This window comes from Aeromicrobium stalagmiti (assembly GCF_013283745.1).
GTDB lineage: Bacteria > Actinomycetota > Actinomycetes > Propionibacteriales > Nocardioidaceae > Aeromicrobium > Aeromicrobium stalagmiti.
Map to the genome: position 1 here is coordinate 781457 of NZ_JABSTZ010000001.1, position 24809 is coordinate 806265.

29 protein-coding genes and 1 riboswitch are annotated in these 24809 nt (G+C 70.5%); of the genes, 16 read left to right on the forward strand and 13 right to left on the reverse strand.

The annotated features are described in order from the left end of the window. Positions 1-13: 13 nt before the first annotated feature. Genes HQK15_RS03760 through HQK15_RS03770 form a run of 3 tightly spaced genes read left to right on the forward strand, consistent with a single transcriptional unit; the run spans position 14 to position 2896 of the window. Positions 14-817 (forward strand): alpha/beta fold hydrolase, encoded by an 804-nt coding sequence (locus HQK15_RS03760; protein ID WP_173490069.1) that lies wholly within the window; start codon positions 14-16, stop codon positions 815-817. 20 nt (positions 818-837) lie between these two features. Next, positions 838-1788 carry a hypothetical protein gene (locus HQK15_RS03765; RefSeq protein ID WP_173490070.1) on the forward strand — a complete coding sequence of 317 codons (951 nt, stop codon included), beginning with the start codon at positions 838-840 and terminating at the stop codon, positions 1786-1788. Positions 1789-1816: 28 nt separating this feature from the next. Continuing rightward, on the forward strand, positions 1817-2896 hold the full coding sequence (locus tag HQK15_RS03770; protein WP_173490071.1) for an FAD-dependent oxidoreductase: 1080 nt from the start codon (positions 1817-1819) through the stop codon (positions 2894-2896). Here HQK15_RS03770 and HQK15_RS03775 read toward each other — a convergent pair. The 5 genes from HQK15_RS03775 to HQK15_RS03795 are packed head-to-tail and all read right to left on the reverse strand — an operon-like array spanning position 2844 to position 6653. Continuing rightward, a complete protein-coding gene (locus HQK15_RS03775) occupies positions 2844-3137 on the reverse strand; it encodes a YciI family protein (RefSeq protein ID WP_173490072.1) in 294 nt (97 codons plus the stop codon). The genes HQK15_RS03770 and HQK15_RS03775 overlap by 53 nt on opposite strands. 12 nt (positions 3138-3149) lie before the next feature. Continuing rightward, positions 3150-4181 carry an alpha-hydroxy acid oxidase gene (locus tag HQK15_RS03780; protein WP_173490073.1) on the reverse strand — a complete coding sequence of 344 codons (1032 nt, stop codon included), beginning with the start codon at positions 4179-4181 and terminating at the stop codon, positions 3150-3152. 19 nt (positions 4182-4200) lie between these two features. Beyond that, complete coding sequence (locus HQK15_RS03785) at positions 4201-4926, reverse strand: amino acid ABC transporter ATP-binding protein (protein WP_173490074.1); 726 nt, start codon at positions 4924-4926, stop codon at positions 4201-4203. An 18-nt stretch (positions 4927-4944) separates the two neighbouring features. Continuing rightward, positions 4945-5814, reverse strand: a complete 870-nt coding sequence (locus tag HQK15_RS03790; RefSeq protein ID WP_173490075.1) for an amino acid ABC transporter permease — start codon at positions 5812-5814, stop codon at positions 4945-4947. After that, positions 5775-6653 carry an ABC transporter substrate-binding protein gene (locus HQK15_RS03795; RefSeq protein ID WP_173490076.1) on the reverse strand — a complete coding sequence of 293 codons (879 nt, stop codon included), beginning with the start codon at positions 6651-6653 and terminating at the stop codon, positions 5775-5777. The genes HQK15_RS03790 and HQK15_RS03795 overlap by 40 nt, the downstream gene beginning before the upstream one ends. Positions 6654-6740: 87 nt before the next feature. Between HQK15_RS03795 and HQK15_RS03800 the strand changes: the two genes are divergently transcribed. After that, a complete protein-coding gene (locus tag HQK15_RS03800) occupies positions 6741-7292 on the forward strand; it encodes a PadR family transcriptional regulator (protein WP_173490077.1) in 552 nt (183 codons plus the stop codon). Here the strand turns inward: HQK15_RS03800 and HQK15_RS03805 are convergent. Next, positions 7256-7507, reverse strand: coding sequence for an SCO4848 family membrane protein (locus HQK15_RS03805; protein WP_173490078.1), 252 nt, complete (start codon positions 7505-7507; stop codon positions 7256-7258). The two genes, HQK15_RS03800 and HQK15_RS03805, sit on opposite strands and share 37 nt — an antisense overlap. Before the next feature lie 50 nt (positions 7508-7557). Here HQK15_RS03805 and HQK15_RS03810 point away from each other — a divergent pair, with 50 nt between their 5' ends. From HQK15_RS03810 to HQK15_RS03825, 4 genes are read left to right on the forward strand one after another with little or no spacing between them, the layout of a single operon-like run. Further along, positions 7558-7956, forward strand: coding sequence for a nuclear transport factor 2 family protein (locus HQK15_RS03810; RefSeq protein WP_173490079.1), 399 nt, complete (start codon positions 7558-7560; stop codon positions 7954-7956). Then, positions 7953-9980, forward strand: coding sequence for an NADPH-dependent 2,4-dienoyl-CoA reductase (locus HQK15_RS03815; RefSeq protein ID WP_173490080.1), 2028 nt, complete (start codon positions 7953-7955; stop codon positions 9978-9980). The genes HQK15_RS03810 and HQK15_RS03815 overlap by 4 nt, the downstream gene beginning before the upstream one ends. 55 nt (positions 9981-10035) lie before the next feature. Beyond that, positions 10036-10380, forward strand: coding sequence for a hypothetical protein (locus tag HQK15_RS03820; protein ID WP_173490081.1), 345 nt, complete (start codon positions 10036-10038; stop codon positions 10378-10380). 18 nt (positions 10381-10398) lie between these two features. Next, on the forward strand, positions 10399-10926 hold the full coding sequence (locus tag HQK15_RS03825; RefSeq protein WP_173490082.1) for a DUF1697 domain-containing protein: 528 nt from the start codon (positions 10399-10401) through the stop codon (positions 10924-10926). A gap of 17 nt (positions 10927-10943) precedes the next feature. Here the strand turns inward: HQK15_RS03825 and HQK15_RS03830 are convergent, their stop codons facing one another. Next, positions 10944-11753 (reverse strand): hypothetical protein, encoded by an 810-nt coding sequence (locus HQK15_RS03830; RefSeq protein WP_173489403.1) that lies wholly within the window; start codon positions 11751-11753, stop codon positions 10944-10946. A 90-nt stretch (positions 11754-11843) separates the two neighbouring features. On the opposite strand from HQK15_RS03830, the gene HQK15_RS03835 reads away from it, so the two are divergent. Together HQK15_RS03835 and HQK15_RS03840 are read left to right on the forward strand one after the other, a co-directional pair. Next, positions 11844-12716 carry an NAD-dependent protein deacetylase gene (locus HQK15_RS03835; RefSeq protein WP_367649051.1) on the forward strand — a complete coding sequence of 291 codons (873 nt, stop codon included), beginning with the start codon at positions 11844-11846 and terminating at the stop codon, positions 12714-12716. Between the two features lie 10 nt (positions 12717-12726). Then, the gene (locus HQK15_RS03840) at positions 12727-13386 is read left to right on the forward strand and encodes a DUF4389 domain-containing protein (RefSeq protein ID WP_173490083.1); all 660 of its coding nucleotides are present in this window, start codon (positions 12727-12729) and stop codon (positions 13384-13386) included. A 58-nt stretch (positions 13387-13444) separates the two neighbouring features. Here HQK15_RS03840 and serA read toward each other — a convergent pair whose 3' ends face one another. Then, positions 13445-14689 carry a phosphoglycerate dehydrogenase gene (gene serA, locus HQK15_RS03845; RefSeq protein ID WP_254450666.1) on the reverse strand — a complete coding sequence of 415 codons (1245 nt, stop codon included), beginning with the start codon at positions 14687-14689 and terminating at the stop codon, positions 13445-13447. 45 nt (positions 14690-14734) lie between these two features. Beyond that, positions 14735-14824, reverse strand: a riboswitch (ZMP/ZTP riboswitch). A 7-nt stretch (positions 14825-14831) separates the two neighbouring features. Beyond that, complete coding sequence (locus HQK15_RS03850; RefSeq protein ID WP_173490084.1) at positions 14832-15275, reverse strand: PaaI family thioesterase; 444 nt, start codon at positions 15273-15275, stop codon at positions 14832-14834. Positions 15276-15331: 56 nt separating this feature from the next. On the opposite strand from HQK15_RS03850, the gene HQK15_RS03855 reads away from it, so the two are divergent. The 3 genes from HQK15_RS03855 to HQK15_RS03865 are packed head-to-tail and all read left to right on the forward strand — an operon-like array spanning position 15332 to position 18367. Beyond that, positions 15332-15877: a DUF305 domain-containing protein gene (locus HQK15_RS03855; protein WP_173490085.1), complete on the forward strand. Its 546-nt coding sequence runs from the start codon at positions 15332-15334 to the stop codon at positions 15875-15877. A gap of 40 nt (positions 15878-15917) precedes the next feature. Continuing rightward, positions 15918-16157 (forward strand): heavy-metal-associated domain-containing protein, encoded by a 240-nt coding sequence (locus HQK15_RS03860; protein ID WP_173490086.1) that lies wholly within the window; start codon positions 15918-15920, stop codon positions 16155-16157. Continuing rightward, positions 16154-18367: a heavy metal translocating P-type ATPase gene (locus HQK15_RS03865; RefSeq protein WP_173490087.1), complete on the forward strand. Its 2214-nt coding sequence runs from the start codon at positions 16154-16156 to the stop codon at positions 18365-18367. Before HQK15_RS03860 ends, HQK15_RS03865 begins: the two co-directional genes overlap by 4 nt. Here the strand turns inward: HQK15_RS03865 and HQK15_RS03870 are convergent. Beyond that, positions 18357-19334 (reverse strand): NAD-dependent epimerase/dehydratase family protein, encoded by a 978-nt coding sequence (locus tag HQK15_RS03870; RefSeq protein ID WP_173490088.1) that lies wholly within the window; start codon positions 19332-19334, stop codon positions 18357-18359. The two genes, HQK15_RS03865 and HQK15_RS03870, sit on opposite strands and share 11 nt — an antisense overlap. Positions 19335-19422: 88 nt before the next feature. Here HQK15_RS03870 and HQK15_RS03875 point away from each other — a divergent pair, with 88 nt between their 5' ends. Beyond that, positions 19423-20262, forward strand: a complete 840-nt coding sequence (locus HQK15_RS03875) for an SDR family oxidoreductase (protein ID WP_173490089.1) — start codon at positions 19423-19425, stop codon at positions 20260-20262. Between the two features lie 4 nt (positions 20263-20266). On the opposite strand, the gene HQK15_RS03880 is transcribed toward HQK15_RS03875, so the two are convergent. After that, the gene (locus tag HQK15_RS03880; protein WP_173490090.1) at positions 20267-21055 is read right to left on the reverse strand and encodes a DUF817 domain-containing protein; all 789 of its coding nucleotides are present in this window, start codon (positions 21053-21055) and stop codon (positions 20267-20269) included. 42 nt (positions 21056-21097) lie between these two features. Between HQK15_RS03880 and HQK15_RS03885 the strand changes: the two genes are divergently transcribed. After that, entirely contained in the window at positions 21098-21409 is a 312-nt protein-coding gene (locus HQK15_RS03885; protein ID WP_173490091.1) for a YbaY family lipoprotein, read from the forward strand. Continuing rightward, the gene (locus HQK15_RS03890; protein ID WP_173490092.1) at positions 21409-23409 is read left to right on the forward strand and encodes an ABC transporter ATP-binding protein; all 2001 of its coding nucleotides are present in this window, start codon (positions 21409-21411) and stop codon (positions 23407-23409) included. The genes HQK15_RS03885 and HQK15_RS03890 overlap by 1 nt, the downstream gene beginning before the upstream one ends. On the opposite strand, the gene HQK15_RS03895 is transcribed toward HQK15_RS03890, so the two are convergent. Together HQK15_RS03895 and HQK15_RS03900 are read right to left on the reverse strand one after the other, a co-directional pair. Continuing rightward, complete coding sequence (locus tag HQK15_RS03895) at positions 23406-24077, reverse strand: hypothetical protein (protein WP_173490093.1); 672 nt, start codon at positions 24075-24077, stop codon at positions 23406-23408. The two genes, HQK15_RS03890 and HQK15_RS03895, sit on opposite strands and share 4 nt — an antisense overlap. Positions 24078-24114: 37 nt before the next feature. Then, the gene (locus HQK15_RS03900; protein WP_173490094.1) at positions 24115-24795 is read right to left on the reverse strand and encodes a hypothetical protein; all 681 of its coding nucleotides are present in this window, start codon (positions 24793-24795) and stop codon (positions 24115-24117) included. Positions 24796-24809: the final 14 nt, after the last annotated feature.

The following is a 24809-nucleotide window of genomic DNA, read 5'->3' on the forward strand; positions in this document are numbered from 1 at the left end:
TATCTTGATCCGCATGCTCTCTGAACTGGTCTACTCCCGCAAGGGCTCCGGCGAGCCCCTCGTCCTGATCCACGGCATCGGCCACCGCCGCCAGGCGTGGGACCCGGTCTTCGAGACCCTCGCCCAGTCCTACGACGTGATCGCGGTCGACCTCGCGGGCTTCGGCGAGTCGCCGGCCTACCCCCAGAGCGCCTCGTACGACATGGACTCCGCGTGCGACAACCTCACCGACAACTTCGCGGCCTGGGGCGTCGACCGTCCCCACGTCGTCGGCAACTCGCTCGGCGGTGCGATCGCGCTGGAGCTCGGGGCCCGTGGCCTCGCCCGCTCCGTGACCGCCCTCAGCCCGGCCGGCTTCTTCGGCACCCTCAACCGGGTGCAGACCCTCGTCCTGCTGGTCATGCTGCGCCTCAGCAGCCAGCTGCCCGTCGGCGTGCTGCGCTTCCTCTCGCGTCGCGGCTGGGGCCGCAAGCTCGCCGGCGCCTCGCTCTACTCCCACCCCGAGCGGTTCACGGCCGACGAGGTCTTCGGCGACGCCCTCGCCCTCAAGCGGTGCTCCGGCTTCGAGCGCACCATCGTCAAGGGCATCACCTATGCGTTCCGTGAGCGCGTCAGCGTGCCGACGACGATCGCCTGGGGCACGCGCGACCTGATCCTGCCCTACAGCTCGTCGGCCATCGCCCAGGAGCGTCTGCCCGAGGCCCGGCACGTGGCGCTGCCCCACTGCGGTCACGTCCCGATGGTCGACGACCCAGCACTGATCGTGCGGGTCGTGCACACCACCACCGCCGGGACGGCGGTCGACGCGGCAGCCTGAGCGGTGTCCTAGGGTCGAGCATGCGCTTCTCGACCTCGGGCTCCTTCCCCCGCTTCGACTACTCACTCCTCGTCGAGGCCCTTCCCGCCCTGCGTGAGGAGTGGGCCGCCCTGACGTTCGGGTCGGACGGGGCGGTGATCAACCCGCTTCGTCGCGAGCCCCGCGACGAGCTGCGACTGGTCGAGGGCAGGCACCGGGCACCCGGAGCCCGCTACGAGGTGCTCATGCGCACGCCGGTCACGCAGGCGGACCCCGACCAGGAGCAGGCCCTCCAGCGCGAGCTGCTGGGCGGACCAGACATCGACTGGGACGAGTACGGCCGGCGGCTCGCCGAGATCACCCGCCCGACCGGCGAGATCACCGAGAGCATCACCAGGTTCACGCTGCGCCAGGACGACTCCCGGTCGCTGGCCGTCACGGTCGCCGACCCGACGGAGCACTGGTCGGTCGACGTCGAGATGGTCCACGCGCGCATGCCGCGCATCGTCGTGGCCGGACGCGCCGACGCCACCGCGATGTTGATGGCCCAGGACGCGCCCCGCTGGCTGGCCCGTCGGGTCGGCGGCGAGGCGACCGGCACCGCGACGGTCGACCTCGCGATGTTCGAGCAGCGTGCCGGCGGCACCGTGGGTGAGGCGGCCGGGCGGGTCAAGCTGCTGCGCGGGTCGGGCTCGGCCACCGTCACCCCGACCCCGACCACCTGGGACGTCGCCGCGTCCGCCGAGCTGACCGGCAAGGGCCTCGGACGCCTGGCGCTTCGGCTGTTCCGCAAGCGCCTGCAGCGCTCGTTCGACACCGCGGCGGCGGCCTACTGGGCCAACGTCCCGACCAGTGCCGAGACGTGGGAGAAGGAGCGACACCGCGTGGAGGAGGTCGTCGCGGCCGAGGGAGGGCTCGCGACCGTGATCCACCGTGCGCTCTGGGACCCGGCCTACCTCGAGGCGATCACGGTGAAGTACGACCTGGAATGACGCCGAGGCCCGTCGTGTTGACACCGGCGTGGAGATCTACGACGCGATCGTCGTCGGCGCGGGCCAGGCCGGGCTGTCCTCGTCTTACCACCTGACCCGACGGGGCGTCCGCCACCTCGTGCTCGACGCGGACGACCGTCCCGGTGGCGCCTGGCGTCACCGCTGGGACGCGCTGACGATGAACGACGTGCACCGGGTCGCCGACCTGCCGGGCTCGCAGATCCCGCCCGACTCGGGGGCCGAGCGGGCCAACCAGTTCGTGCCGGCCTACTTCGCCGACTACGAGCAGCGGTTCGCGCTGCCGGTCGTCCGCCCCGTCCAGGTCCGCCGGGTCACGGACGACTCCGGCCTCCTGGTCGTCGAGGCCGACGACCAGAGCTGGACCACGCGGACGCTCGTCAACGCGACCGGCACGTGGACGCGCCCCTTCGTGCCGCACTACCCGGGCATCGAGACGTTCGCCGGCGAGCAGCTGCACACCGCCGACTACCCCGGGCCGGAGCACTTCCGCGGCAAGCGGGTCGTGGTGGTCGGCGGCGGTGCCTCTGCCGTGCAGTTCATCGGCGCGCTCGCCCCGATCACCTCCACGGTCTGGGTCACCCGACGCGAGCCGGTGTGGATCGACCAGGAGCTCACGCCCGAGCTGGGCCGCGAGGTCGTCGCCCAGGTCGAGGAGCGCGTGCGCCAGGGGCTCCCGCCCCGCAGCGTCGTGAGCGTCACGGGCCTGCGGCTGCGCGAGCAGGAGCGCGAGGCCGAGCGGCTGGGGGCGTATGCCGGTCGCCGCCCCCTGTTCGCCACGATCGAGCCCGCCGGCGTCCGGTGGGCCGACGGCACGTTCGAGCCCGCCGACGTGCTCCTGTGGGCCACGGGCTTCCGGCCGGCGATCGAGCACCTGGGGCCGCTGCACCTGCGCAGCCCGCACGGCGGCATCCAGCTCGACGGGACGACCGCCGTGGCCGACCCGCGGGTGCAGATGGTCGGCTACGGGCCGTCGGCCAGCACGATCGGCGCCAACCGGGCCGGCCGCACCGCGGCGCTCGGTGTCGTCGAACGGCTCAGAACTGCGACGACAGCCGACCCGAGGCGATCGTCCACTCCCGCACGATGACCTCGGCGACCAGGCCCTCGCGCACGAACGGGTCGGCGGTCGTCAGGTCGCGCGCCTCCTGCTCGGAGGCCGCGTCGAACACGAGCAGCGCCGAGGCCGGGTCGCCCACGTAGGGACCCGACACGACGAGGCGACCCGCGTCGGTCAGCTCGGCGAGGTAGGCGCGGTGCTCGGGCCGGGTGGCGTCACGCGCCTCGGTCGAGTCGGCAACGTAGACGTAGGTGGTTGCATAGATGGCCATGCACTGATCATCTCAGGACCGGCGCGTGACGAACGAGGTGTCCAGGTCTGCGGCCCGCGGGCACCCGAGCAGCGCCAGGGTGTTGTCGAGCTCGCCGACGAGCTGCTGCAGGACGGCACGCGCTCCCGGCTCCCCCTCGCACGCCAGCCCCCACAGCACCGGGCGGCCGACCAGCACCGCGTCGGCACCGAGCGCCAGGGCCTTCGCGGCGTCCCAGCCCCGCCGGATCCCGCCGTCGACCAGCACGTCGACCCGACCGGCGACGGCGTCGACGACCGGGCCGAGGGCGTCCATGCCCGACAGCACCGTGTCGAGCTGGCGGCCGCCGTGGTTCGAGACCACGATGCCGGCTGCACCGGCGTCGACCGCGCGCTCGGCGTCGTCGGGTCGCAGGATTCCCTTGAGGACGACGGGCAGCCCGCTGGCCTCGCCGATCGCGGCGACGTCGTCCCACGTCAGGGACGGGTCGTGCATCGCGTGGCGCTCGGCCGGCGTCGTCGGCCCACGGCTCAGCTGCACGTAGGTCGGGTGCTCCACGACGTAGCCGGACCGCTCGTCGCGCTCGCGCCGGCCGCCCACCGGGAAGTCGACCGTGATCAGCAGCGCCTCGTAGCCCCCGTCGCGAGCGGCCTGCACGAGGTCGTGGGTGACGGCGCGGTCCGAGAAGACGTAGAGCTGCAGCCACCGGTCGGCGTCGCCCATCGCCGCCGCCACCTCGGCGGGGTCGGTCGTGGTCTGGGACGACAGGACGTAGGTCGAGCCGGTGGCCGCCGCGGCGCGCGCCGAGCCGATCTCCGCCTCGACGTGCGCACCTCGCTGATAGGCCATGGGGGCGACGAAGAACGGGTGCGCCCGACGCCTGCCCAGCACCGTCACGCTGCTGTCGCGCTCGGCGACGCCGGCCAGGACCCGCGGCGCGAGCGCCAGCCGCTGCCACGAGGCGACGTTGTCGCGCAGCGTCATCTCGTCGCCGGCGCCACCGGCGAAGTAGTCGAACAGCCCCGCGTCGAGCAGCTCGGCCGCCCGCGCCTCGAAGTCGTGCACGGGCCCAGCCTAGGCCCCGTCAGGCGCGGTGACGGGCGAGGAACTCCGCCGTGCGCGGGCTTCGTGGCGCCGTGAAGATCTGCTCCGGCGGGCCGACCTCCTCGACGAGACCGTCGGCCATGAAGACGATGCGGTCGGAGATCTCGCGGGCGAACGTCATCTCGTGCGTCGCCATGACGATCGTCATGCCGTCACGACGCAGCTCACGGATCACGTCGAGCACCTCGCCGACGAGCATCGGGTCGAGCGCCGACGTGATCTCGTCGAGCAGCAGGAGCCGCGGGCGCATCGCGATCGCACGCACCAGGGCGACCCGCTGCTGCTGACCACCCGACAGGGCGTCCGGATAGGCCTTCGCCTTCTCGGCCAGACCCACCCGCTCCAGCAGCACGTGCGCCGCGGCCACCGCCTCGTTCTTGGCGACACCGCGTGCCTTGATCGGCCCGAGCGTGATGTTGTCGAGCACCGAGAGGTGCGGAAACAGGTTGTAGGCCTGGAACACGATCCCGATCTCGCGGCGCACCGCGTCGGCGTCGACGCGCGGGTCGGTGATCTCCTGCTCGTCGAGCCACACGTCGCCGTCGTCGACCTGCTCCAGCAGGTTGAGGCAGCGCAGCAGCGTCGACTTGCCCGACCCGGACGCACCGATCAGGCAGACGACCTCGCCGTCGGCCACCTCGAGCGAGATGCCCTTCAGCACCTCGTGGTCGCCGAACGACTTGCGGACCGCGTCGGCCCTCAGCACGTCATCACCGTGGCCATGTCAGAGTCCGTTCTCGCGGCGCAGCGAGCGCACCGTCAGGTAGTCGGTGAACCGCGCGAGCGGGATCGTCGCGACGATGAAGAACACCGCGGCGACGACCAGCGGCGTGAACACGAAGTCGCGGCTCGAGATCACGTTGGCCGCGCGGAGTGCCTCGACGAGCCCGATCGTCGACAGCAACGCGGTGTCCTTCTGCAGCGACACGAAGTCGTTGAGCAGGGGCGGCGCGACGCGGCGGATCGCCTGCGGGAGGACGATGTGGCGCATCGTCTGCCCGTACGTCAGGCCGAGGGCCCGTCCGCTGGCCCACTGCGTCGGGTGGATCGAGAGGATGCCCGCGCGGATGACCTCCGCGACGTACGCGCCATAGCTCAGCGTGAGCGCGACGACACCGAGCCAGAACAGGCTGGTCGGCATGCCGGTGAGGTTGAGCGCCGGCACGCCGAAGCCGACGAGCAGCACGATCAGCAGCGTCGGGGTGCCGCGGAAGATGTCGGCGTAGAGCACCGCGATGACCTTGAGCGGTGCCAGCGCCGGCGAGGGGATGACGCGCACGATGGCGACGGCGAGCCCCACGACGAGGATGAGCACCTCGGCGACGAGGAACAGCCGGATGTTGAGCAGGAAGGCGCTCGCCACGTCGGGCAGGGCCGCCAGGGCGTCGTTCCGGTTGAAGTAGGTCGCCTGCACGCGGTCCCAGCCCGGCGACCTGACGACCACCAGGGCGACCACGCCGAGCACGACGACGGTCGAGAGCGCCGCCACCGCTCCCCGGGTCAGGGAGCGGCGACGGCGAAGCCTCTCGCGATCGAGCTGGCGGGCGCTGGGCGTCACTTGAGCTCGGGGACGCTCGTCGCCTGGGTCAGCCACTGCTCCTGGAGGTCGGCGAGCGTGCCGTCCTCGGCGAGGGCGTCCACGGCGGCGCTGACGCAGGTCGTCAGCTTGCTGCCCTTGGCCAGCAGCAGGCCGAACTGCTCCTGCTCACCGGTGGTCGGCTGGAACTCGCCGACGATCTTTCCGCCGTCGATCTCGGCCGCCGTCAGGTAGTAGGCGGTCGGGAGGTCGGCGACGATCGCGTCGACCTGCTTGTTCTGCAGGGCCTGAGCGGCCTTCGACGTGTCGTCGTAGACCAGCGGGTCGGTGGTCGGGGCGATCTGGTCGATCGCGTCGAGCGACGTGGTGCCGACCTGGGCGCCGATCTTGGCGTCCTTGAGGGCGGCGAGGTCCGTCGCCGAGGCGAAGGACGAGCCCTCGAGCGTGATGACGGCCTGCGAGACCGAGTAGTAGGGGCTTGAGAAGTCGACGGCCTTGGCGCGCTTGTTCGAGATCGAGAACTGGTTGACGTCGAAGTCGAAGCTCTTCCTGCCCGGCTGGACGGCCTGGTTGAAGCCGGCCTTGACCCAGGTGACGTCGGTCTTGGCGAATCCGAGCTTGTCGGCGACCGCGTAGGCGACGGCGGACTCGAAGCCCTTGCCGTTGGTGGGGTCGTTGTCGTTGAACCACGGGTCGTAGGCCGGGTCGTCGGTGGCGACGGTGAGCGTGCCGGCCTTCAGCAGGGAGAGGTCGGCGACCTGGCAGTCGGCGAGGGCCGACGCGGCGGGCCTGCTGTCCGAGGTGTCGCCGTCGGAGTCGGCGGGGGCGCAGGCCGCGGTGAGCGCGAGGGCCAGCGCGGCGATGGCGGTGAGTCCGCCGGAGGGGGAGATCTTCATGGGAGAATCGTAGGCCCGCCGCGGAGCGGAGATGTCACGGAGTCCGCACCGTTGCACTGCAACGAGTTGCATAGTACGGTCGCCCGCATGGCTCTCGAGCACGCGATCCTCGTGTCCCTCGCGGAGAGGTCGGCGTCCGGCTACGACCTCGCGCGGCGGTTCGACGCCTCGATCGGCCACTTCTGGAAGGCCAGCCACCAGCAGATCTACAAGGTCCTCGGTCGCATGGAGAGCGACGGCTGGGTCGAGTCACAGGTCGTGCCCCAGGACGGGCGCCCCGACAAGAAGGTCTACGTCATCACCGACGGCGGCCGGGCCGAGCTGGTCCTGTTCACCTCCAAGGCGACGCCACCTGAGCACCTGCGCAGCGAGTTCGCGGTCAAGCTGCGGGCCCTGCCGTTCGGTGACGCTGCGGCGATCGTCGACGACGTCCGCGTGCGCCGCCGCAGCCACGAGCAGCAGCTCGCCTACTACGCCGACAGCGCCGCCCGGTTCTATCCCCACCCCGACGACATCCCCGACCACGCCCTCGGCGGCTGGCTGGTGCTGCGCGGCGGGATGCTCGCTGAGCAGGCCGGCATCGCGTGGTGCGACGAGATCCTTCAGCGGCTGGCCGGCGACGAGGACGACGAGCGGTGAGCGCGCACCCCCACGACGAGCACGCCGAGGCCGATCAGGAACGCCGTGACGATCAGCACCGCGTGCACCCAGAAGAACGCCTGCGGGGTGCTGTTCCAGTGCTCGCCCGCCCACGCCCGGTCGTCGTCGGTGATCGCCTTGGCGAAGCGCGGCCAGATCACGACGTTGAACACGCCCGCGACGACCAGGAACCGGGCAGCAGTCTTCGAGATCACGACTCCATCCCATCACACGGGTCCTCACCCGTCCGACCGGAAAGGGCCGCATGAAAGCCTTCCGTACCGCCGTCGAGGCCGGTGACTTCGCCGGGCTCGGCGAGCTGCTCGCCGACGACGTCGTCTTCCGCAGCCCTGTCGCCTTCAAGCCCTACGCCGGCAAGCCCATCGTCGCGGCGATCCTGCGCGGGGTCGGTCGGGTCTTCGAGGACTTCCGGTACGTCCGCGAGCTCGAGGACGCGGACGGGCGCGGCTCGGCGCTCGTCTTCGAGACCGTCGTCGACGGCGTGAGCCTCAACGGCATCGACCTCATCCGCACCGACGAGCACGGTCTCGTCACCGAGCTCACGGTCATGGTGCGCCCGCTGTCGGCGTCCAACGCCCTCGCCGCGGCCATGGCCGCCCAGTTCGACCAGATCGTCGCCGAGGCCTCAGGAGAGTCCGCATGACCAGCCCGTACCCGCACCTGCTCGAGCCCCTCGACCTCGGCCACACGACCCTGCGCAACCGGGTCATCATGGGCTCGATGCACACCGGTCTGGAGGACCGCGCCAAGCACCTGCCCGAGCTCGCGGCCTACTTCGGCGAGCGCGCCAAGGGAGGCGTCGCCCTGTCGGTGACCGGCGGCTACGCCCCCAACTGGCACGGCTGGCTGCTGCCGTTCGGCTCGCTCATGACGTCGGCGAGGCTCGCCGACAAGCACCGGATCGTCACCGACGCGGTGCACGAGCACGACGGCAAGATCGTCATGCAGCTGCTGCACGCCGGGCGCTACGGCTACCACCCGTTCAAGCGAGCCGCCTCGACCAAGAAGTCGCCCATCACCCCCTTCGGCAGCCCCAAGGCGATGTCGACCAAGGAGGTCGACCGCACCGTCGACGACTTCGCCGCATCGGCGAGGCTCGCCCGCCGCGCCGGCTACGACGGCGTCGAGATCATGGGGTCCGAGGGCTACCTGATCAACCAGATGCTGACGGCTCGCACCAACGACCGCACCGACCGCTGGGGCGGTAGTGCCGAGAACCGCATGCGGTTCCCCGTCGAGATCGTCGACCGGGTCCGCCAGGCCGTCGGCGACGACTTCATCGTGATGTACCGGATGTCGCTGCTCGACCTGGTCGACGACGCCCAGAGCTGGGACGAGACCGTCGAGCTGGCCCAGAAGGTCGAGGCCGCCGGCGTCTCGATCATCAACACCGGCATCGGCTGGCACGAGGCCCGCATCCCGACGATCGTCACCTCGGTGCCGCGTGGCGCGTTCTCCTGGGTCACCGGCAAGCTCCGCCCGGAGGTCTCGGTGCCCGTCGTCGCGTCCAACCGCATCAACACCCCCGAGGTCGCCGAGCAGATCATCGCCTCCGGCGAGGCCGACCTGGTCTCGATGGCGCGGCCCCTGCTGTCGGACCCGTACTTCGTGACCAAGGCGGCCGAGGACCGGGCCGACGAGATCAACACCTGCATCGCGTGCAACCAGGCCTGCCTGGACCACACCTTCGTCAACAAGCGCGCGACGTGCATGATCAACCCGCGCGCCGGGCACGAGACGACACTCGTCCTGTCGCCCACCCGCACGGCCAAGCGCATCGCGGTGGTCGGCGCCGGGCCCGCGGGACTGGCGGCGGCCACCGAGCTGTCGGGGCGCGGACACACCGTCGACCTGTTCGAGGCCCTGCCCGAGGTGGGCGGCCAGTTCCGCCTTGCGATGCAGATCCCCGGCAAGGAGGAGTTCAAGGAGACGATCCGCTACTACTCCCGCCGCATGGAGATCAACGGCGTCACGGTGCACCTCGGCACGCGCGTCGGCGCAGACGAGCTGGCCGGTTTCGACGAGGTTGTCGTGGCAACCGGTGTCGAGCCGCGCCTGCCCTCGATCCCCGGCGTGGACCACCCCTCGGTCGTCACCTACCAGGACGTCATCCGCGGCCGGGCGCCCGTCGGGCGGACCGTCGCGGTCGTCGGTGCCGGCGGCATCGGCTTCGACGTCTCGGAGTTCCTGCTGCACGAGCCGGACGAGTCGCTCGACCACTGGAACGAGCGCTGGGGCGTCACCGACCCGGCGCTCGAGCGCGGCGGGCTCGCGACCAAGGTCCAGGCTCCGCCGCGGCGCGAGGTGTTCCTGCTCCAGCGCAAGAGCACCGAGCTCGGCAAGGGACTCGGCAAGACGTCCGGCTGGGTGCACCGCCAGACCCTGAAGGACTCGGGCGTCCACATGCTCAAGGGCGTCACCTACGACCGCATCGACGACGCCGGGCTGCACGTCACGATCGCCACCGGCAAGGACAGCTCGGAGTCGCGCGTCCTCGAGGTCGAGACGATCGTGCTGTGCACCGGGCAGGAGTCGGTCCGTGACCTCGTCGAGCCGCTCGAGGCGCTCGGCCGGCCGGTGCACGTCATCGGCGGGGCCGACGTCGCCGCCGAGCTCGACGCCAAGCGGGCGATCAAGCAGGCCACCGAGCTCGCCGCGCGCCTCTGAGATCCTCTGGGCGAAAGCCGTCCGAGACAGGACGTCCGGACGCTACGTTCTCCCGATGACCTCGACGACCGCACCCGAACGCTCGGGCACAGCCCTCGCCTGGACCCTGTACGCCCTGCAGTTCCTGGTCTCCGCGGCACTGGCGATGCTCGCGATCACGTCGGTGTTCATGACCGACTCGTGCGGCAGCGTCGACGACGAGCCGGCGGTCTGCAACACCAGCTACTTCGGCGCGGTGCTGGTCGGCTACTGGATCGCACTGGCCGTCCTGCTCATGGCCGTGCCGATCGCGATCGTCCGCGCATCCCGGCGTGGCCGGTCAGCGGGGCTTCGGGCCCTCGGCGGGATCGTGCTGGCCGGCGCGCTCACCGTCGCGTTCGTCCTGCTCATGACGCGCTGAGCGTCCTAGGGTGGTGACATGACAGTCCGCATCGTCCTGCTGCGCGCCGTCAACGTGGGCGGCGCCCAGCTGCCGATGGCCGACCTGAGGTCGATCGCGACCGACCTCGGGGCGACCGGCGTCTCGACCTACATCGCGTCGGGCAACCTGCTCGCCGACGTCCCCGGCGACCCGGCGGCGTTCGACCGGTCCCTCGAGCAGGCCGTCGAGGCGCGATTCGGCTTCTTCCGCGACGTCATCTCCCGAACCCCCGACGAGGTCGCGGCCGCGCTCGCTGCTCACCCGTTCGACGTCGTCGAGCCGAAGTTCTCCTACGTCAGCTTCCTGACCGCCGAGCCCACGGCCGCGGCCCTCGATAAGGCTCGGACCTTCCAGACCCATGACGACCTGTGGCAGGTCATCGGCACCGAGATGCACATCCGCTACGCCCACGGCGCCGGACGTCCCGAGATGAAGTCGGCCTCCATCGCCAAGGCCCTCGGCGTGCCGGGGACGGCCCGCAACCTCAACACCGTCGAGAAGCTGGTCGCGCTGGCGCGCGGCTGACCTGCCCGCGACGAGAGCTAGTCGGTGGTCGGCATCCCGGCGCACTGGATGCGCGGGTTGGCCGCCACGATCGCGGTGGGCCCGACGATCGGCTCCCTCGCCTCGCCGGTGAACTTGATGGATCCGGTGCCGGAGCGGCTGAAGGTCTCCTCGATCGCGATCGAGGTGCCGTAGGGCACGCGGACGCTCGCGATCCGGTCGGAGTCGGCGAAGATCCTGAACTGACCGACCGAGCCGGGGGCCGACTCGTCCCACAGACCCACGTCGACGCGGATGCGCTTGCAGAGGTGCTTGGTGTACCAGCGCGTGGTGTCCCCACCGAGCTGGTTGGTGGCGAAGTAGCGCGACACGGTCGTGCCGGCGACGTCGATGGAGCCGTAGCGGCCCAGGTACTGCGTCCCGCTCGCGATCTCCAGCTGGGTGGTCCCGTTGGCCATCTTGAACCAGCCGAACACCGAGAGCGTCTGGGCCGGGCTCGTGCCGGCGGCGTGGCCCGGGCTCGACGACTTGTAGACCCGCCACTTGTGGCGCCCCGAGAGCGGGGTGAACTTCTTGGAGTAGGTGCCGTTCGTCGTGATCGTCGCCGTGGTCATGGTGTCCCAGTCGACATCGCCGTCGACGATGCTCTGCTGCTGGATCTTGACCTTCTGGCCGGCCGCCTTGGGCGAGACCTTGCCGGAGAAGGAGAGCGCCTGCCCCTCGTTGATGGTCGTCTTCGCGACGTTCATCGTGACGACGTACTTGCTGCCTGCCTGGGCCTGCGTGAGGAAGAAGGCGGGCAGCAACGCCACCACGAGGGCGAGCGGGACGATCACGAGTTTGCGCATGAGCCCGACCGTACGCACGAATCACCCTCCGCGGACCCCGACAGCGGCAAGTTGGGTGGTTTCCCTACCCCTCGACGTACGCTTGAACGCGTGGACGACCAGTCGTGGAGGCACCCGGATCCGCAGGCCATCGTGCAGATGCAGGACGTCGTCGCCGACCGCACGTGGCTCGTCCTGGGAGGTGCAGGCGTCTCGACCGACTCCGGCATCCCGGACTACCGCGGCCCGGGGTCGCCGCCCCGCACGCCGATGACCTACCAGGAGTTCGTGCGCACGGCCGAGGGGCGACAGCGCTACTGGGCCCGCGCCCACGTCGGCTGGTCGCGGATGAGCGGGGCCGAGCCCAATCCGACCCACCGGATGCTGGCGGCGATGGCGCACGCGGGCCGGCTCTCCGGCCTCATCACGCAGAACGTCGACGGGCTGCACAGCCGGGCCGGCCACCGGGACGTGATCGACCTGCACGGTCGCATCGACCGGGTGATCTGCCTCGACTGCCGGCAGGTGACGCCCCGCGCCGAGCTGCACGACCGGCTCGCGCTGCTCAACCCCGGCTACGAGCACCGCATCGGCGAGATCGCGCCGGACGGCGACGTCGTCCTCGACGACACGACGGACTTCGAGGTGGCGACCTGCCTCGCGTGCGACGGCCGGCTCAAGCCCGATGTCGTGTTCTTCGGCGAGAACGTCCCCAAGAGCCGCGTCGAGCAGAGCTATGCCCTCGTCGAGCAGGCCGAGGTGCTGGTGGTGCTGGGCTCGTCGTTGCAGGTCATGTCGGGGCTGCGCTTCGTCCGCGCGGCCCACAAGCAGCGCACCCCCGTCGTGATCGTCAACCGCGGGCAGACCCGTGGCGACGACCTCGCGACGGTCAGGATCGATGCCGGTTGCGGCGAGACCCTGTCCGCAATGCTGCGCGGAGGGCCGCAGAGTCGCTACGGTTCCCCTGACCACGTCTTTCGATGAAGGAACCCGCATGAGTGACTTCCCGCCGCCTCCGCCGCCGCCCGCGTTCCCCCCACCGCCGTCCGGTCCGCCGGCTCCGTCGGGTGGCTATCCCGCGACCCTGACCGTCAACCTGCCCGAGAAGGTCGGCCGCTGGCGTGTCATCGGCAACATCATCCTGGCGATCCCGCACCTGATCATCCTGTACGTGCTCAACATCGTCGCCCAGGTCCTGGGGTTCGTCGCCTGGCTCCTCGGCGTCTTCACGGGGTCGGTGCCCGAGGGCATCCTCAACGTGATCGCGATGGTCCTGCGCTACCAGACCAGGGTCGGCATCTTCGCGCTCTACCTGACCGAGGAGTACCCGCCGTTCGCGTTCGAGTCGACGGCCCACGACCCCGGTGACTACGCCAGCGTGCGCGTCGACTTCTGGCCACAGACCGAGGGCCGCAACCGGCTGACGATCTTCTTCCGCCTCTTCATGGTGATCCCCCACTTCATCGCGCTGTTCTTCGTGGTGATCGCGTTCTACTTCGTCCTGCTCATCGCGTTCTTCGCGGTGCTCATCCTGGGCCGGTGGCCGAGCGGCCTGCGTGACTTCGCCGTCGGCCTGCACCGTTGGAGCGTGCGCCTCTATGCCTACTTCTACCTGTTGACCGACGAGTACCCGCCGTTCGGCTTCAGCGAGTAGCCACCACGACGAGGTCCCCGATCCGCTGCGGCGGGTCGGGGGCCTCGTCGTGGGCGGGTCAGCTGAGCTGGCGCAGCCGGATCGTCTCGGGAAGGGCGGCGAGCTCCTTGAGCACGTCGGGACCGACCTCGTCGGCGACGTCGGTGAGCACGTAGCCGTTCTCACCACGGGTCGACAGCGACTGCGCCTCGATGTTGACGCCGTGCTCGCCGAGCAGGCCGTTGATCGTGGCGAGGGCGCCGGGAGCGTTCTGGTGCACGAGGGCGAGGCGGTGCTTGGAGGCATCGGCGGGCAGGTTGATCTCGGGCATGTTGACGCTCAGCGACGTGCCGCCGTAGGAGGCGTACGACCGCAGCTTGGAGGCCACGAAACGGCCGATGTCCTGCTGCGCCTCCTCGGTCGAACCACCGACGTGCGGCGTGAGGATGACGTTCTTGAGGCCACGCAGGTCGGACTCGAACGCATCGCCCTGACGCTTGGGCTCGATCGGGAAGACGTCGACCGCAGCGCCGGCGATGTGGCCCGACTCGAGGTTGGCGCGCAGCGCCGCCGTGTCGACCGCGATGCCGCGCGAGAGGTTGAGGAACAGCGAGCGCGGCTTCATCTGCGCCATCTCGTCGGCGCCGAATAGGCCGGCGTTGCCGGGGCGGCCGTCGACGTGCAGCGTGACGACGTCGGAGACGGCGAGGAGCTCCTCGAGCGTCGAGCACCGCTTGGCGTTGCCGAGGGCGAGCTTGTCGTCGATGTCGAAGAACACGACCGAGAGACCGAGCGCCTCGGCGATGACCGAGAGCTGGCTGCCGATGTTGCCGTAGCCGATGATGCCGAGCGTCCGGCCGCGGATCTCGTGGCTGCCGGCGGCCGACTTGTTCCACACGCCGTTGTGCATGTCGGTCGACTTCTCGTGGAGCCGGCGGGCGAGCGAGATGATCTCGGCGATCGCGAGCTCGACGACGCTGCGCGTGTTGGAGTAGGGGGCGTTGAAGACCGCGACACCCTGACGGGTCGTGGCCGCGAGGTCGATCTGGTTGGTGCCGATGCAGAAGGCGCCGATCGCGAGCAGGTCGGGCGCCGCGGCCAGGACCTTCTCGGTGACGTAGGTCGTGGACCGGATGCCCAGCAGGTGCACGCCCTGGATCGCCTCGATGAGGTCGTCCTCGCCGAGCGCTCCGTCCTGGGTCTCGACCTGGAAGCCCTTGCCGCGCAGGAAGTCCGCACCGTCGGTGTGGATGTTCTCCAGCAGCAGGACCCGGACGTCTCCGTCGTCGAGCATCGACGTGGGATAGGGGTCTGTGGTCGTCATGGTCATCATCATCGCGGGTGCCTCCAGGTCAGCGGACATCGGCTGACGTGGGGCCCAGGCGAACGGTCCCGATGTCGTGGGTGTCGCAGACGCTCCCCGGTGGTAGCCACCTCAACGCCAGTCGCGCCTGCTTGCTCCCATTCTAGCGGGCGTCTGCGCTGCCTTCGTACGCTCCGGTGAACTGCGAGATGAGCTCGGGCGGGATCTGCTGGTCGAGGTTGGCCAGGCGGACCTGGCCCTGCGCGATCAGTCGACCGTCCTGGTCGGTGGAGTCCAGGTGCCACAGCTGCTGGGACCGTCCGCGGTGGATCGGGGTCGCGGTCACGGTGATGGTGTCGCCGACCTTGGCCTGGCGGATGAAGTCGGTCGAGTTGTTGGTGCCGACCACGATGCCCTTGGTGCCGAGCCACAGCTGGCCCGCCACGCTCGCCGTCGACTCGTGCACCGCGCAGTAGACGCCGCCGTGCGGGATGCCGAAGGGCTGCAGGTGGCGGTCGCCGATCGTGAAGCGCGCGACGACCTTGTCGGGGCTTGCCTCCACGTGCTCGACGCCCAGCGTTCCGTCCAGTCCGGGGATCTCAGTCATGCCACCAGCCTAGGTGCCACTTGATTCTGATACCCCCTGGGGGTATTGTCGACGACATGAAGAAGATCCTGATGCTCCTGCTCCCCCTCGTCGTGGTCTCCGCCTGCGCCGGTGGCACCCAGCGTGACGCCTCCGACCACAACGCCGCTGACGTGCGCTTCGTGCAGCAGATGATCCCCCACCACGAGCAGGCCGTCGAGATGTCCGCGATGGCCACCGGCACGACGACCGACTCGGTCGTCGCCGACCTCGCTGACCGGATCGAGGCCGCCCAGCAGCCCGAGATCGATCGCATGAAGGGCTGGCTCGAGGACTGGGGCGTCGACGAGACCGACGCGACGAAGCACGGCTCCGACGGCCACGACGACATGGCCGGCGAGGGCATGATGACCAGCGCCCAGATGGACGAGCTCGAGGCCTCCGGCGGCGTCGCGTTCGCCCGGTCGTGGGTCGCGATGATGATCGAGCACCACGAGGGTGCCATCGCGATGGCCGAGACCGAGCTCGCGGAGGGCAAGAACCCCGCCGCCCAGAAGCTGGCGCGCCAGATCATCGCGGCCCAGCAGCAGGAGATCGACGAGATGCGGGCTACGGGCTTCTGACGCCCCGCCCCACCACACCCCCCACAGAAAGAGGTACGACATGACCACCACCGATTCCTTCCGCGTCACCGGCATGACCTGCGGCCACTGCACGACGGCCGTCACCGAGGAGCTCGTCGCCCTGGGCGGCGTCACCGACGTGAAGGTCGATCTCGTCGCCGGAGGCACCTCCACCGTCACGGTCGAGAGCGACAGCCCACTCGACCCCGATGCGGTCGCCTCGGCGATCGACGAGGCCGGTTACGCCCTCGCCGGTCCGCGCGACCTCCCCCTGGCATGAGCGCGCGCGTCGAGCCCGCCGCGACGAGCATCGTCAAGCTCGACATCACGGGGATGACGTGCACGTCGTGCGCGATGCGGGTCGAGAAGAAGCTCAACAAGATCGAGGGCGTCTCGGCGACCGTCAACTACGCCACCGAGAAGGCCACGGTCGAGGTCGACGGCGAGGTGGAGGTGCAGACCCTCATCGACACGGTCGCCAAGACCGGCTACTCGGCGTCCGTGCCGGCTCCTCCCCACGCCCAGCACGAGCAGCACGACTCCTCCGAGCACGAGGGACTGCACGGGGCCGCGTCGATGCTGCAGCGCCTGCGCATCTCGGCCGCGCTCGCGATCCCGGTCGTCGTGCTCTCGATGGTCCCGCCGTGGCAGTTCGACAACTGGCAGTGGCTCGCGCTCGTGCTGGCCTCGCCCGTCGTGGTGTGGGGCGCCTACCCGTTCCACCGCGCCGCGTGGGTCAACGCCCGCCACGGCGCCGCGACGATGGACACCCTGGTGAGCGTCGGCGTCGGCGCGGCCTACCTGTGGTCGCTGTGGGCGCTGTTCATCGGAGACGCCGGCATGACCGGCATGACGATGCAGTTCTCGCTGCTGCCGTCCGAGGGCGGTCACGACGAGCTCTACCTCGAGGTGGCATCGGCCGTCACGGTCTTCATCCTGGCCGGCCACTACCTCGAGGCCAGCGCGAAGTCGAAGTCGAGCGCCGCACTGCGTGCGCTCATGAACCTCGGCGTTCGCGACGTCACCGTCCTGCGCGACGGACGGGAGTCGCAGATCCCGCTCGCCGACCTGCACGAGGGCGACCGCTTCGTCGTCCGTCCCGGCCAGAAGGTCGCCACCGACGGCGTCGTCGAGGACGGCTCGTCGTCGGTCGACGAGTCGATGCTGACCGGCGAGTCCGTCCCCGTGGACGTCACGCCCGGCAGCGTCGTCACCGGCGCGACGGTCAACCAAGGCGGACGGATCGTGGTCCGCGCGACCGCGGTCGGAGCCGACACCCAGCTCGCGCAGATGGCGCGACTCGTCGAGGAGGCCCAGGAGGGCAAGGCCGACGTGCAGCGTCTCGCCGACCGCGTCTCGGCCTGGTTCGTCCCGGCTGTCATCCTGCTGGCGCTGGCGACGCTGATCGCCTGGTACGCCGGCGGCTACATCTGGACCGACGCCTTCACGGCCGCGGTGGCGGTGCTCATCATCGCCTGCCCGTGCGCGCTGGGTCTCGCGACACCGACGGCCCTCATGGTCGGCACCGGACGTGGCGCACAGCTCGGCATCCTGATCAAGGGGCCCCAGGTGCTCGAGTCCACCCGCACCATCGACACCGTCGTGCTCGACAAGACCGGCACCGTCACGACCGGCATCATGGGCGTGACCTCCGTCGACCCGGCACCGGGCACGGACGTCGACGAGCTGCGACTTGTCGCGGCGTCGCTCGAGCACTCCTCGGAGCACCCCATCGCCCGGGCGGTCGCGACCCTGGCCGATCCGGTGGACGTCGCCGACTTCGCCAACCACGCAGGCTTCGGCGTGAGCGGCACGGTCGACGGACGCCTCGCGCTCATCGGTCGCCCGACCTGGCTGGCCGAGCAGGGCATCGACGTCTCGGCGATCGAGCCGAGGCCCGGCACGACGGTCGCCGTCGCGTGGGACGGTCTGCTGCGGGGCACGGTCTCGGTCGGTGACTCGATCAAGGCGTCGTCCGCGAAGGCGATCGCCGACCTGCGGGCCCTCGGCCTCGAGCCGGTGCTGCTGACCGGCGACAACGAGTCCGTCGCCCGGTCGGTCGCGGCCGAGGTCGGCATCGAGCGTGTCGTCGCCGACGTGACGCCGGCCGACAAGCTGCGGGTCGTCAAGGAGCTGCAGAGCGAGGGCCGGGTCGTCGCGATGGTCGGTGACGGCGTCAACGACGCCGCGGCACTGGCCGCGTCCGACCTCGGCATCGCGATGGGCACCGGCACCGACGTCGCGATCCAGGCCTCGGACCTGACGCTCGTCAAGGGCGACCTCGCGACCGCCGTCGACGCCGTCCGGCTCTCGCGGGCGACGCTGCGGACCATCAAGGGCAATCTGTTCTGGGCCTTCGCCTACAACGTGGCGGCGATCCCGCTGGCCGCGCTGGGCTACCTCAACCCGCTGATCGCGGGTCTGGCGATGGCGTTCAGCAGCGTGTTCGTGGTGACCAACAGCCTGCGGCTGAGGCGCTTCAAGGCCTGAGGTCGATCAGGGCGAGCTCGTCGGGCCGGGGCAACCCGGCCCGACGCTCGCGGTCGAGGCCCCGGTCGCGCTCGTCGGCGAGGGTGTCGGCCAGCGTCTCGGCGAGCGGACGACGGTCCAGGCCGAGCTCGATCGCTCGCGAGTCGTCCATCATCCCCATGCCGTGGTGGCTGCGGGGCAGCCACAGCGGCAGCGAGCGAGGTCCCATCCACTCCTCGACGTCGTGGTCGTGCAGCCACTCCGGATCGGCCGGCACCAGCCGCCCGGTGAACCCGGCAGCCTCCGCCGAGAGCGAGATCAGCCCACCGACGGTCGTCGGCTCACCCACCCCGTGGACGATCCCGGTCACCCCGTCCTCGGCGGACCGCACGATCCACGCAGCGAGGTCGCGGACGTCGATGACCTGCATGGGCTGGTCGGCGACGTCCGGCACGAGCACGGGTCCGTCCCCCGCGAGGGCGAACCGCGCCGCGTAGTGGCCGAGCCGGTCCGACCGGTCGCCCGGCCCACCGATGAGCCCGGCCCGCACGACCAGGTGGCGGCGCAGCTGCCGGACGGCCTCCTCGCAGGCGACCTTGCCCTCGCCGTACTCCTGCGTCGCGGCCTCGTCGTGCTCGGTCGCCGCGAGCAGCGGCGAGCTCTCCGTGAGGGGCACGCTCTGGTCGGCGTAGACCGATCCGGTCGAGACCAACGTCCAGTGCGAGGCGACCGTGCCCAGCGCCTCGACGGCCGACCGCACCTGCCCCGGCTGGCGCGACACGTCGACGACCATGTCCCAGCGCCGGTCGACGACCTCGTCGTACGCGCCGGGCCGGGACCGGTCGGCCTGCACGAACGTCACCGCCCCGGGGGCGTCGCCCGACTCGCCGCGAGCCAGGCACGTGACGTCGTGGCCCCGCACCACCGCCTCGTGCGCGATCTGTCCGCCGACCCATGACGTGCCGCCCAGCACCAGCATCTGACCCATCACCCCAACCAAGCACGGCGCGAGCCGCCGCGACAGGCCTGTTCACCGCCGGCGGAATGCGGGAGCACCGCGGGCGGTTGCACCCGGCATGACCACGATCGCCCTGACCGGCTCCACCGGTGCCGTCGGAGGCACCGCCGCCCACCTGCTCGCCGACGCCGGCGTGCCCGTCCGTCTGCTGGTGCGCGACCCCGCCCGCGCCCCCCACCTTGGCGGGGCTGACGTGCGGCAGGCCGCGTACGGCGAGGACTCCTGCGCCCCCGCCCTCGAGGGCGTCGACACGGTGTTCATGGTCTCGGGGCACGAGTCGGCCGACCGCATGGACCAGCACCGCTCCTTCGTCGATGCCGCCGTCGCGGCCGGCGTGCGGCAGATCGTCTACCTCTCCTTCGTCGGCGCCTCGGCGACGTCGGGCTTCACCCTCGGCCGCGACCACGGGGCGACCGAGGACCACATCCGTGCCTCGGGCCTGGACTGGACGTTCCTGCGCGACAACTTCTACGCCGAGATCCTCCCGACGTTCGCCGACGACGAGGGCGTCATCCGCGGACCCGCCGGAGACGGCCGGGTCGCCGCGGTGTCGCAGCGCGACGTCGGCGCGGTCGTGGCCCACGTGCTGCAGGACCCGCGCATGCACGCCGGGCGGACGTACGACCTCACCGGTCCCGAGGCCCTGACGTTCACCGAGGTCGCCGCGGTGCTCACGCAGATCACCGGTCGACCCCACCGGTTCGTCGACGAGACGATCGAGGAGGCCCGCGCCAGCCGCGCCCACTACGGCGCACCCGACTGGCAGGTCGACGCCTGGGTCAGCACCTACACCGCGATCCGCGACGGCGAGCTCGCCCACGTCGACGGTGACGTCTCGCGCCTGCTCGGCCGACCGGCGACGTCCTTCGACGAGGCCGTCGCCGAGATCGGGCTCTGACGGCTCACGCCTCCTCGGAGCGGTGGTAGAGCCGCCCCTCCTGCGCCTTGACGGTCGCGACCAGCACGAAGCTCATCGTGACGAGCAGCGCCCATGCGCCGATCTTCGAGGCGTGCACCGACTCCCAGACGTCGAGCTGGTCGGGATACTTCCAGGCGCCGAGGAAGGTCGCGGCGTTCTCGGCGACCCAGAGGAACAGCCCGATGAGCACGAACGACAGCGCCAGCGGCATCCGGTAGCGGTCGCCGCCGACCGTGAAGAACACCCAGCAGCGCCGCAGCACGACCAGCCCCACCAGCGCGAGCGGCACCCGCAGGTCGACCCACCAGTGATGGGTGAAGAAGTTGGCATAGATGCCGATCGCGACCAAGGTCGTCGGCACCGGCGGGTAGTGCCTCACGCGCAGGTCGAACCGGCGCCAGGCCTGGCAGATGTAGGAGCCCACCGCGGCATACATGAAGCCGGAGAAGAGGGGCACGCCACCGATCTTCGTCACGCCCTCACCGGGATAGGACCACGAGCCCACCTGCACCTTGAACAGCTCGAGGCCCAGACCCAGCAGGTGGAACGCCACGATGACCAGCACCTCGCGCCACGTCTCGAGCCCGACCGCCCAGAACCCCAGCGTCACGGCGATGCACCACACGAGCAGCGCGTCGTACGTCGCGACCGGCAGCGGCACCAGGTAGGTGACGAGCAGACCGGCGAAGACGGCCCCGGCGAACAGGCACGACTGCAGCTCGATCCAGGCGAACTGCACGAGCCGCGTCGCCAGCAGTCTCCACGGGGACATCGAGCACGAGCCTACGTGGGCGCAGCGGCATAACCTGTACTCATGTCCTCTGAGCTCCTGACCATCTCCGGCACCGTCTTCTTCCGCGAGCGCGTCGCGCTGCCGCCCGGAGCGGTCGCCACGATCAAGCTCGTCGACGGCGACGGCGAGGTCCTCGCGGGCGCCGCGATCGACGCACCGGGAGTGCCCGTCGAGTTCGCGCTCACCGTCGATCCGGCGTTCGTCACCGACGTCGACAAGCTCTTCGTCTGGGCAGCCCTGCGCTCCGAGGTCGGCGTCTGGGGCACCACCGAGCTGGTCCCGCTCGACGGCGGCGACAACGCGGTGCTGGTCACCAAGATCGACGAGGACTGATGGCCCGGGGCGACAGTGGTCCCTCCGTCACGCACCTGACCGAGGCGGAGGTCGCGGCCGAGGGCGCGCCCGTGCTGGGCCGCATCGCCCAGATGCTGAAGCCCTACCGGACCAAGATGGTCTTCGTCGCGGTCGCCGTGGTCGTCTCGGCGGTGCTGACCTCGATCGTCCCGTTCCTCACCAAGGCCGTCTTCGACAAGGCGCTCTTCCCGCCCGACGGCGACATCCGGCTGCACCTGCTGGCGTGGCTCGTCGTCGGCATGTGCGTCATCCCGGTCGCGACCGCCATCATCGGCATCGGGCAGAACTGGCTGACGTCCACGATCGGCAACTCGGCCATGGCTGACCTCCGCAGCGACCTCTTCGCACACCTGCAGAAGATGGAGCTGGCCTTCTTCACGGCCACCAAGACCGGCGCGATCCAGTCGCGCCTGGCCAACGACGTGGCCGGCGTCCGCACCGTCCTCACCGACACCGCGACGACGATCCTGCAGAACAGCGTGACCGTCACGGCGGCGTTCGTCTCGATGATCATCCTCTCGTGGCAGCTGACGATCCTGACCTTGATCGTCATGCCGCTGTTCGTCTTCATCCAGCTCCAGGTCGGCAAGCGGCGCCAGCGGCTCGCGCGCAAGACCCAGGAGTCGCTGTCGGAGATGACCGCCATCACCGAGGAGGCGCTGAGCGTCTCGGGCATCCTGCTGTCCAAGGTGTTCAACCGCGCCGACTCCGAGGTCGAGCGCTACCGCGAGGCCAACCGCAACCAGACCCGGCTGCAGGTCGACCAGGCCATGACCGGTCGGGCGTTCTTCGCCACGGTGCAGACCTTCTTCGCGATCACACCAGCGATCATCTATCTCGTCGCCGGCTACATGATCCAGGGCGGCACCGCCCTGACCGCCGGAACGCTCGTGGCGTTCACGACCCTGCAGGCCCGCCTCCAGATGCCGTTGCTGCAGCTCATGCGCGTGACGCTCGACGTGCAGACCTCGCTCGCGCTGTTCCGCCGCCTGTTCGAGTACCTCGACCTCGAGCCCGCCATCACCGAGAAGCCGGGCGCCACGGCGCTCGACCCGGCCGACCTGCGCGGCGAGATCGAGTTCCGCGACGTCTTCTTCCGCTACCCCGAGCCGCGCAGCCTCTCCGGCACGGTCAACCGTGACCGGTTCGGCGACTCGGGCATCCGCATCGACCGGGTCGAGCCGGCGCCCGAGCAGGGCTGGGCGCTCGACGGCATCTCGCTGACGGTCAAGCCCGGACAGCTCGCGGCGATCGTCGGGCCGTCGGGCTCGGGCAAGACGACGATGACCTACCTCGTGCCCCGGTTCTACGACGTCGACGAGGGCGCGGTGCTCATCGACGGCACCGACGTCCGCGACCTCACGATGGGGTCGGTCGCCGAGGCCGTCGGCATGGTCACGCAGGAGCCCTATCTCTTCCACGGCTCGATCCGCGACAACATCGCCTACGCCAAGCCCGACGCCACTGCCGACGAGATCGAGCAGGCTGCCCGCGACGCCAACATCCACGACCGGATCCTGTCGTTCGCCGAGGGCTACGAGACCATCACCGGCGAGCGCGGCTACCGGCTCAGCGGTGGCGAGAAGCAGCGCCTGGCGATCGCGCGCGTCCTGCTGATGGACCCGCGGATCCTGATCCTCGACGAGGCGACGTCGGCTCTCGACACCGAGACCGAGCGGCTCGTGCAGGACGCGCTGGAGCGCGCGACCCACAACCGGACCACGATCGCAATCGCGCACCGGCTCTCCACGATCCACAACGCCGACGTCATCTTCGGGCTCGAGGACGGCCACCTGGTCGAGCAGGGCACGCACGACGAGCTGCTCGCCCTCGGCGGGCTCTACTCACGCCTCTACGTCGAGCAGTTCGGCTCGGGCCAGATCGAGGCGCGCTTCACCGACGGGGTGCGCTTCACCGACGGGAGCACGATGTGCGACCGGCCCAGCCGTGACGATCGCCGGGCCGACGTCTCGCTCTAGTCGGGAAGCGAGTCGACGGCCCGCGCGTGCAGCGCCTTGACGGCCTGCACGGCACGCTTGCGCGCCGCGGACGAGTCGGCGTCGCGCGATCGTAGGGTCAACGAGGCGTAGACGCCCTCGGAGCACGTCTGGGCGGAGGCGAACTGGAAGTTGAACTCCGGCTCGGTCATCGACGACGAGGACACTCCGCCGTCCGCGGGATCACCGGCGACCTCGGCGAAGCTCTCCCAGAGGTCACAGGCCCCGTTCGGATCGATGCTCGCGAGCTGTGACTCCTCCACGCCGGCTTGTTGCAGCACGGCGGCGAAGAATGCTCGCGGCTCCTGAACGGCCGGCGTCGTGTCGATCAGGTCGGGGACCTTCGCCGCCCAGACCGGGGACCGCATGGCCTGGTAGCGGATGCTGGTCGTCGCGGTCTGCGAGGGCGCGTCGCCGAAGCTGCACGACCACTCAGGGAAGTAGAAGTCCTGCTCGCCCTGGTAGTCGATCGTGGCGCCCGCCACCTCGTCGCGCTCGGCCTGCGTCAAGACGTCGCACGGCACGTAGCGTGCGGGCGTTGCCGTGCTCGTCGCAGCGGACTTCTTCGCCCGTGGCTCGTCCTCCGCAGCCCCACAGCCGGCCAGCAGCACCGACACCATCAGCGCCGCGGCGCCCGTCATGAGCCGCACGGCCCACCCCCCTTCGTCAGCCGATCACTGTAGTGGCTCAGCGACTCTGCAGGACTCGTTTCTGGGCGGAGGCCAGGACGGCCGTGACGGTGCGGTCGACCTTCGGCGTCTCCTTGAGACCGGGGACCGAGTAGATGACCGACGTCAGCTGGCCACTGGTGCAGGTCTGTGCCGAGAGGCCCGACTCGGTCTCGGTGATCGGCACCGGCGTGATCGTCGTCGTGGCGCCCTTGTCGGCACCGCCGATCTCGGCCAGCGTGGTGAACGCCGCGCAAGCCTCGGCGTCGGTGAACGAGTCGGCGCCGGCGAGCAGCTTCTTGGCCCGGGCGAGATCCTTCTGGTCGGCAGCCGACCCGGCGTCTCCTGCCTTCTCCAGCTGGGCGACCACGTCGGGCAGTGACTGCGCCCACGTCTTCGCCGGCAGCGTCGTGACCTGGATCAGTGCGGTCGTGGTCTGCCAGCGGCACTGGCTGCTGCCGCCCTCGCGCGCGTCCGAGGTCAGGACCGTGTCGACGGCCGCGCCCGCGAGCTTCTTGCGGTCGGCGGACGTCAGGAGCTTGCAGGCTGCCGCCTCGTCGACGTCCGCGGTCGGGCCCGACTCCGTCGCCGACGGCTTCGCCCCGCCCTCGTCGGACCCGCCGGAGCCGCTGCAGGCTCCGAGGGTGACCAGGGTGAGCACCAGGATCGGCAGGAGCGTCCGGCCGCGGGAGAAGGTCATCCCGCCACTGTAGG

Coding starts and splice junctions, on each gene's coding strand:
- HQK15_RS03870 (WP_173490088.1), bottom strand. CDS start 19,334: ATGGGTCAGATGCTGGTGCTGGGCGGCACGTCATGGGTCGGCGGACAG.
- HQK15_RS03885 (WP_173490091.1), top strand. CDS start 21,098: ATGTCCTCTGAGCTCCTGACCATCTCCGGCACCGTCTTCTTCCGCGAG.
- HQK15_RS03810 (WP_173490079.1), top strand. CDS start 7,558: ATGAAAGCCTTCCGTACCGCCGTCGAGGCCGGTGACTTCGCCGGGCTC.
- HQK15_RS03860 (WP_173490086.1), top strand. CDS start 15,918: ATGACCACCACCGATTCCTTCCGCGTCACCGGCATGACCTGCGGCCAC.
- HQK15_RS03880 (WP_173490090.1), bottom strand. CDS start 21,055: ATGTCCCCGTGGAGACTGCTGGCGACGCGGCTCGTGCAGTTCGCCTGG.
- HQK15_RS03815 (WP_173490080.1), top strand. CDS start 7,953: ATGACCAGCCCGTACCCGCACCTGCTCGAGCCCCTCGACCTCGGCCAC.
- HQK15_RS03900 (WP_173490094.1), bottom strand. CDS start 24,795: ATGACCTTCTCCCGCGGCCGGACGCTCCTGCCGATCCTGGTGCTCACC.
- serA (WP_254450666.1), bottom strand. CDS start 14,689: ATGACGACCACAGACCCCTATCCCACGTCGATGCTCGACGACGGAGAC.
- HQK15_RS03800 (WP_173490077.1), top strand. CDS start 6,741: ATGGCTCTCGAGCACGCGATCCTCGTGTCCCTCGCGGAGAGGTCGGCG.
- HQK15_RS03795 (WP_173490076.1), bottom strand. CDS start 6,653: ATGAAGATCTCCCCCTCCGGCGGACTCACCGCCATCGCCGCGCTGGCC.
- HQK15_RS03840 (WP_173490083.1), top strand. CDS start 12,727: ATGAGTGACTTCCCGCCGCCTCCGCCGCCGCCCGCGTTCCCCCCACCG.
- HQK15_RS03875 (WP_173490089.1), top strand. CDS start 19,423: ATGACCACGATCGCCCTGACCGGCTCCACCGGTGCCGTCGGAGGCACC.
- HQK15_RS03855 (WP_173490085.1), top strand. CDS start 15,332: ATGAAGAAGATCCTGATGCTCCTGCTCCCCCTCGTCGTGGTCTCCGCC.
- HQK15_RS03825 (WP_173490082.1), top strand. CDS start 10,399: ATGACAGTCCGCATCGTCCTGCTGCGCGCCGTCAACGTGGGCGGCGCC.
- HQK15_RS03775 (WP_173490072.1), bottom strand. CDS start 3,137: ATGGCCATCTATGCAACCACCTACGTCTACGTTGCCGACTCGACCGAG.
- HQK15_RS03865 (WP_173490087.1), top strand. CDS start 16,154: ATGAGCGCGCGCGTCGAGCCCGCCGCGACGAGCATCGTCAAGCTCGAC.
- HQK15_RS03890 (WP_173490092.1), top strand. CDS start 21,409: ATGGCCCGGGGCGACAGTGGTCCCTCCGTCACGCACCTGACCGAGGCG.
- HQK15_RS03765 (WP_173490070.1), top strand. CDS start 838: ATGCGCTTCTCGACCTCGGGCTCCTTCCCCCGCTTCGACTACTCACTC.
- HQK15_RS03760 (WP_173490069.1), top strand. CDS start 14: ATGCTCTCTGAACTGGTCTACTCCCGCAAGGGCTCCGGCGAGCCCCTC.
- HQK15_RS03820 (WP_173490081.1), top strand. CDS start 10,036: ATGACCTCGACGACCGCACCCGAACGCTCGGGCACAGCCCTCGCCTGG.
- HQK15_RS03830 (WP_173489403.1), bottom strand. CDS start 11,753: ATGCGCAAACTCGTGATCGTCCCGCTCGCCCTCGTGGTGGCGTTGCTG.
- HQK15_RS03850 (WP_173490084.1), bottom strand. CDS start 15,275: ATGACTGAGATCCCCGGACTGGACGGAACGCTGGGCGTCGAGCACGTG.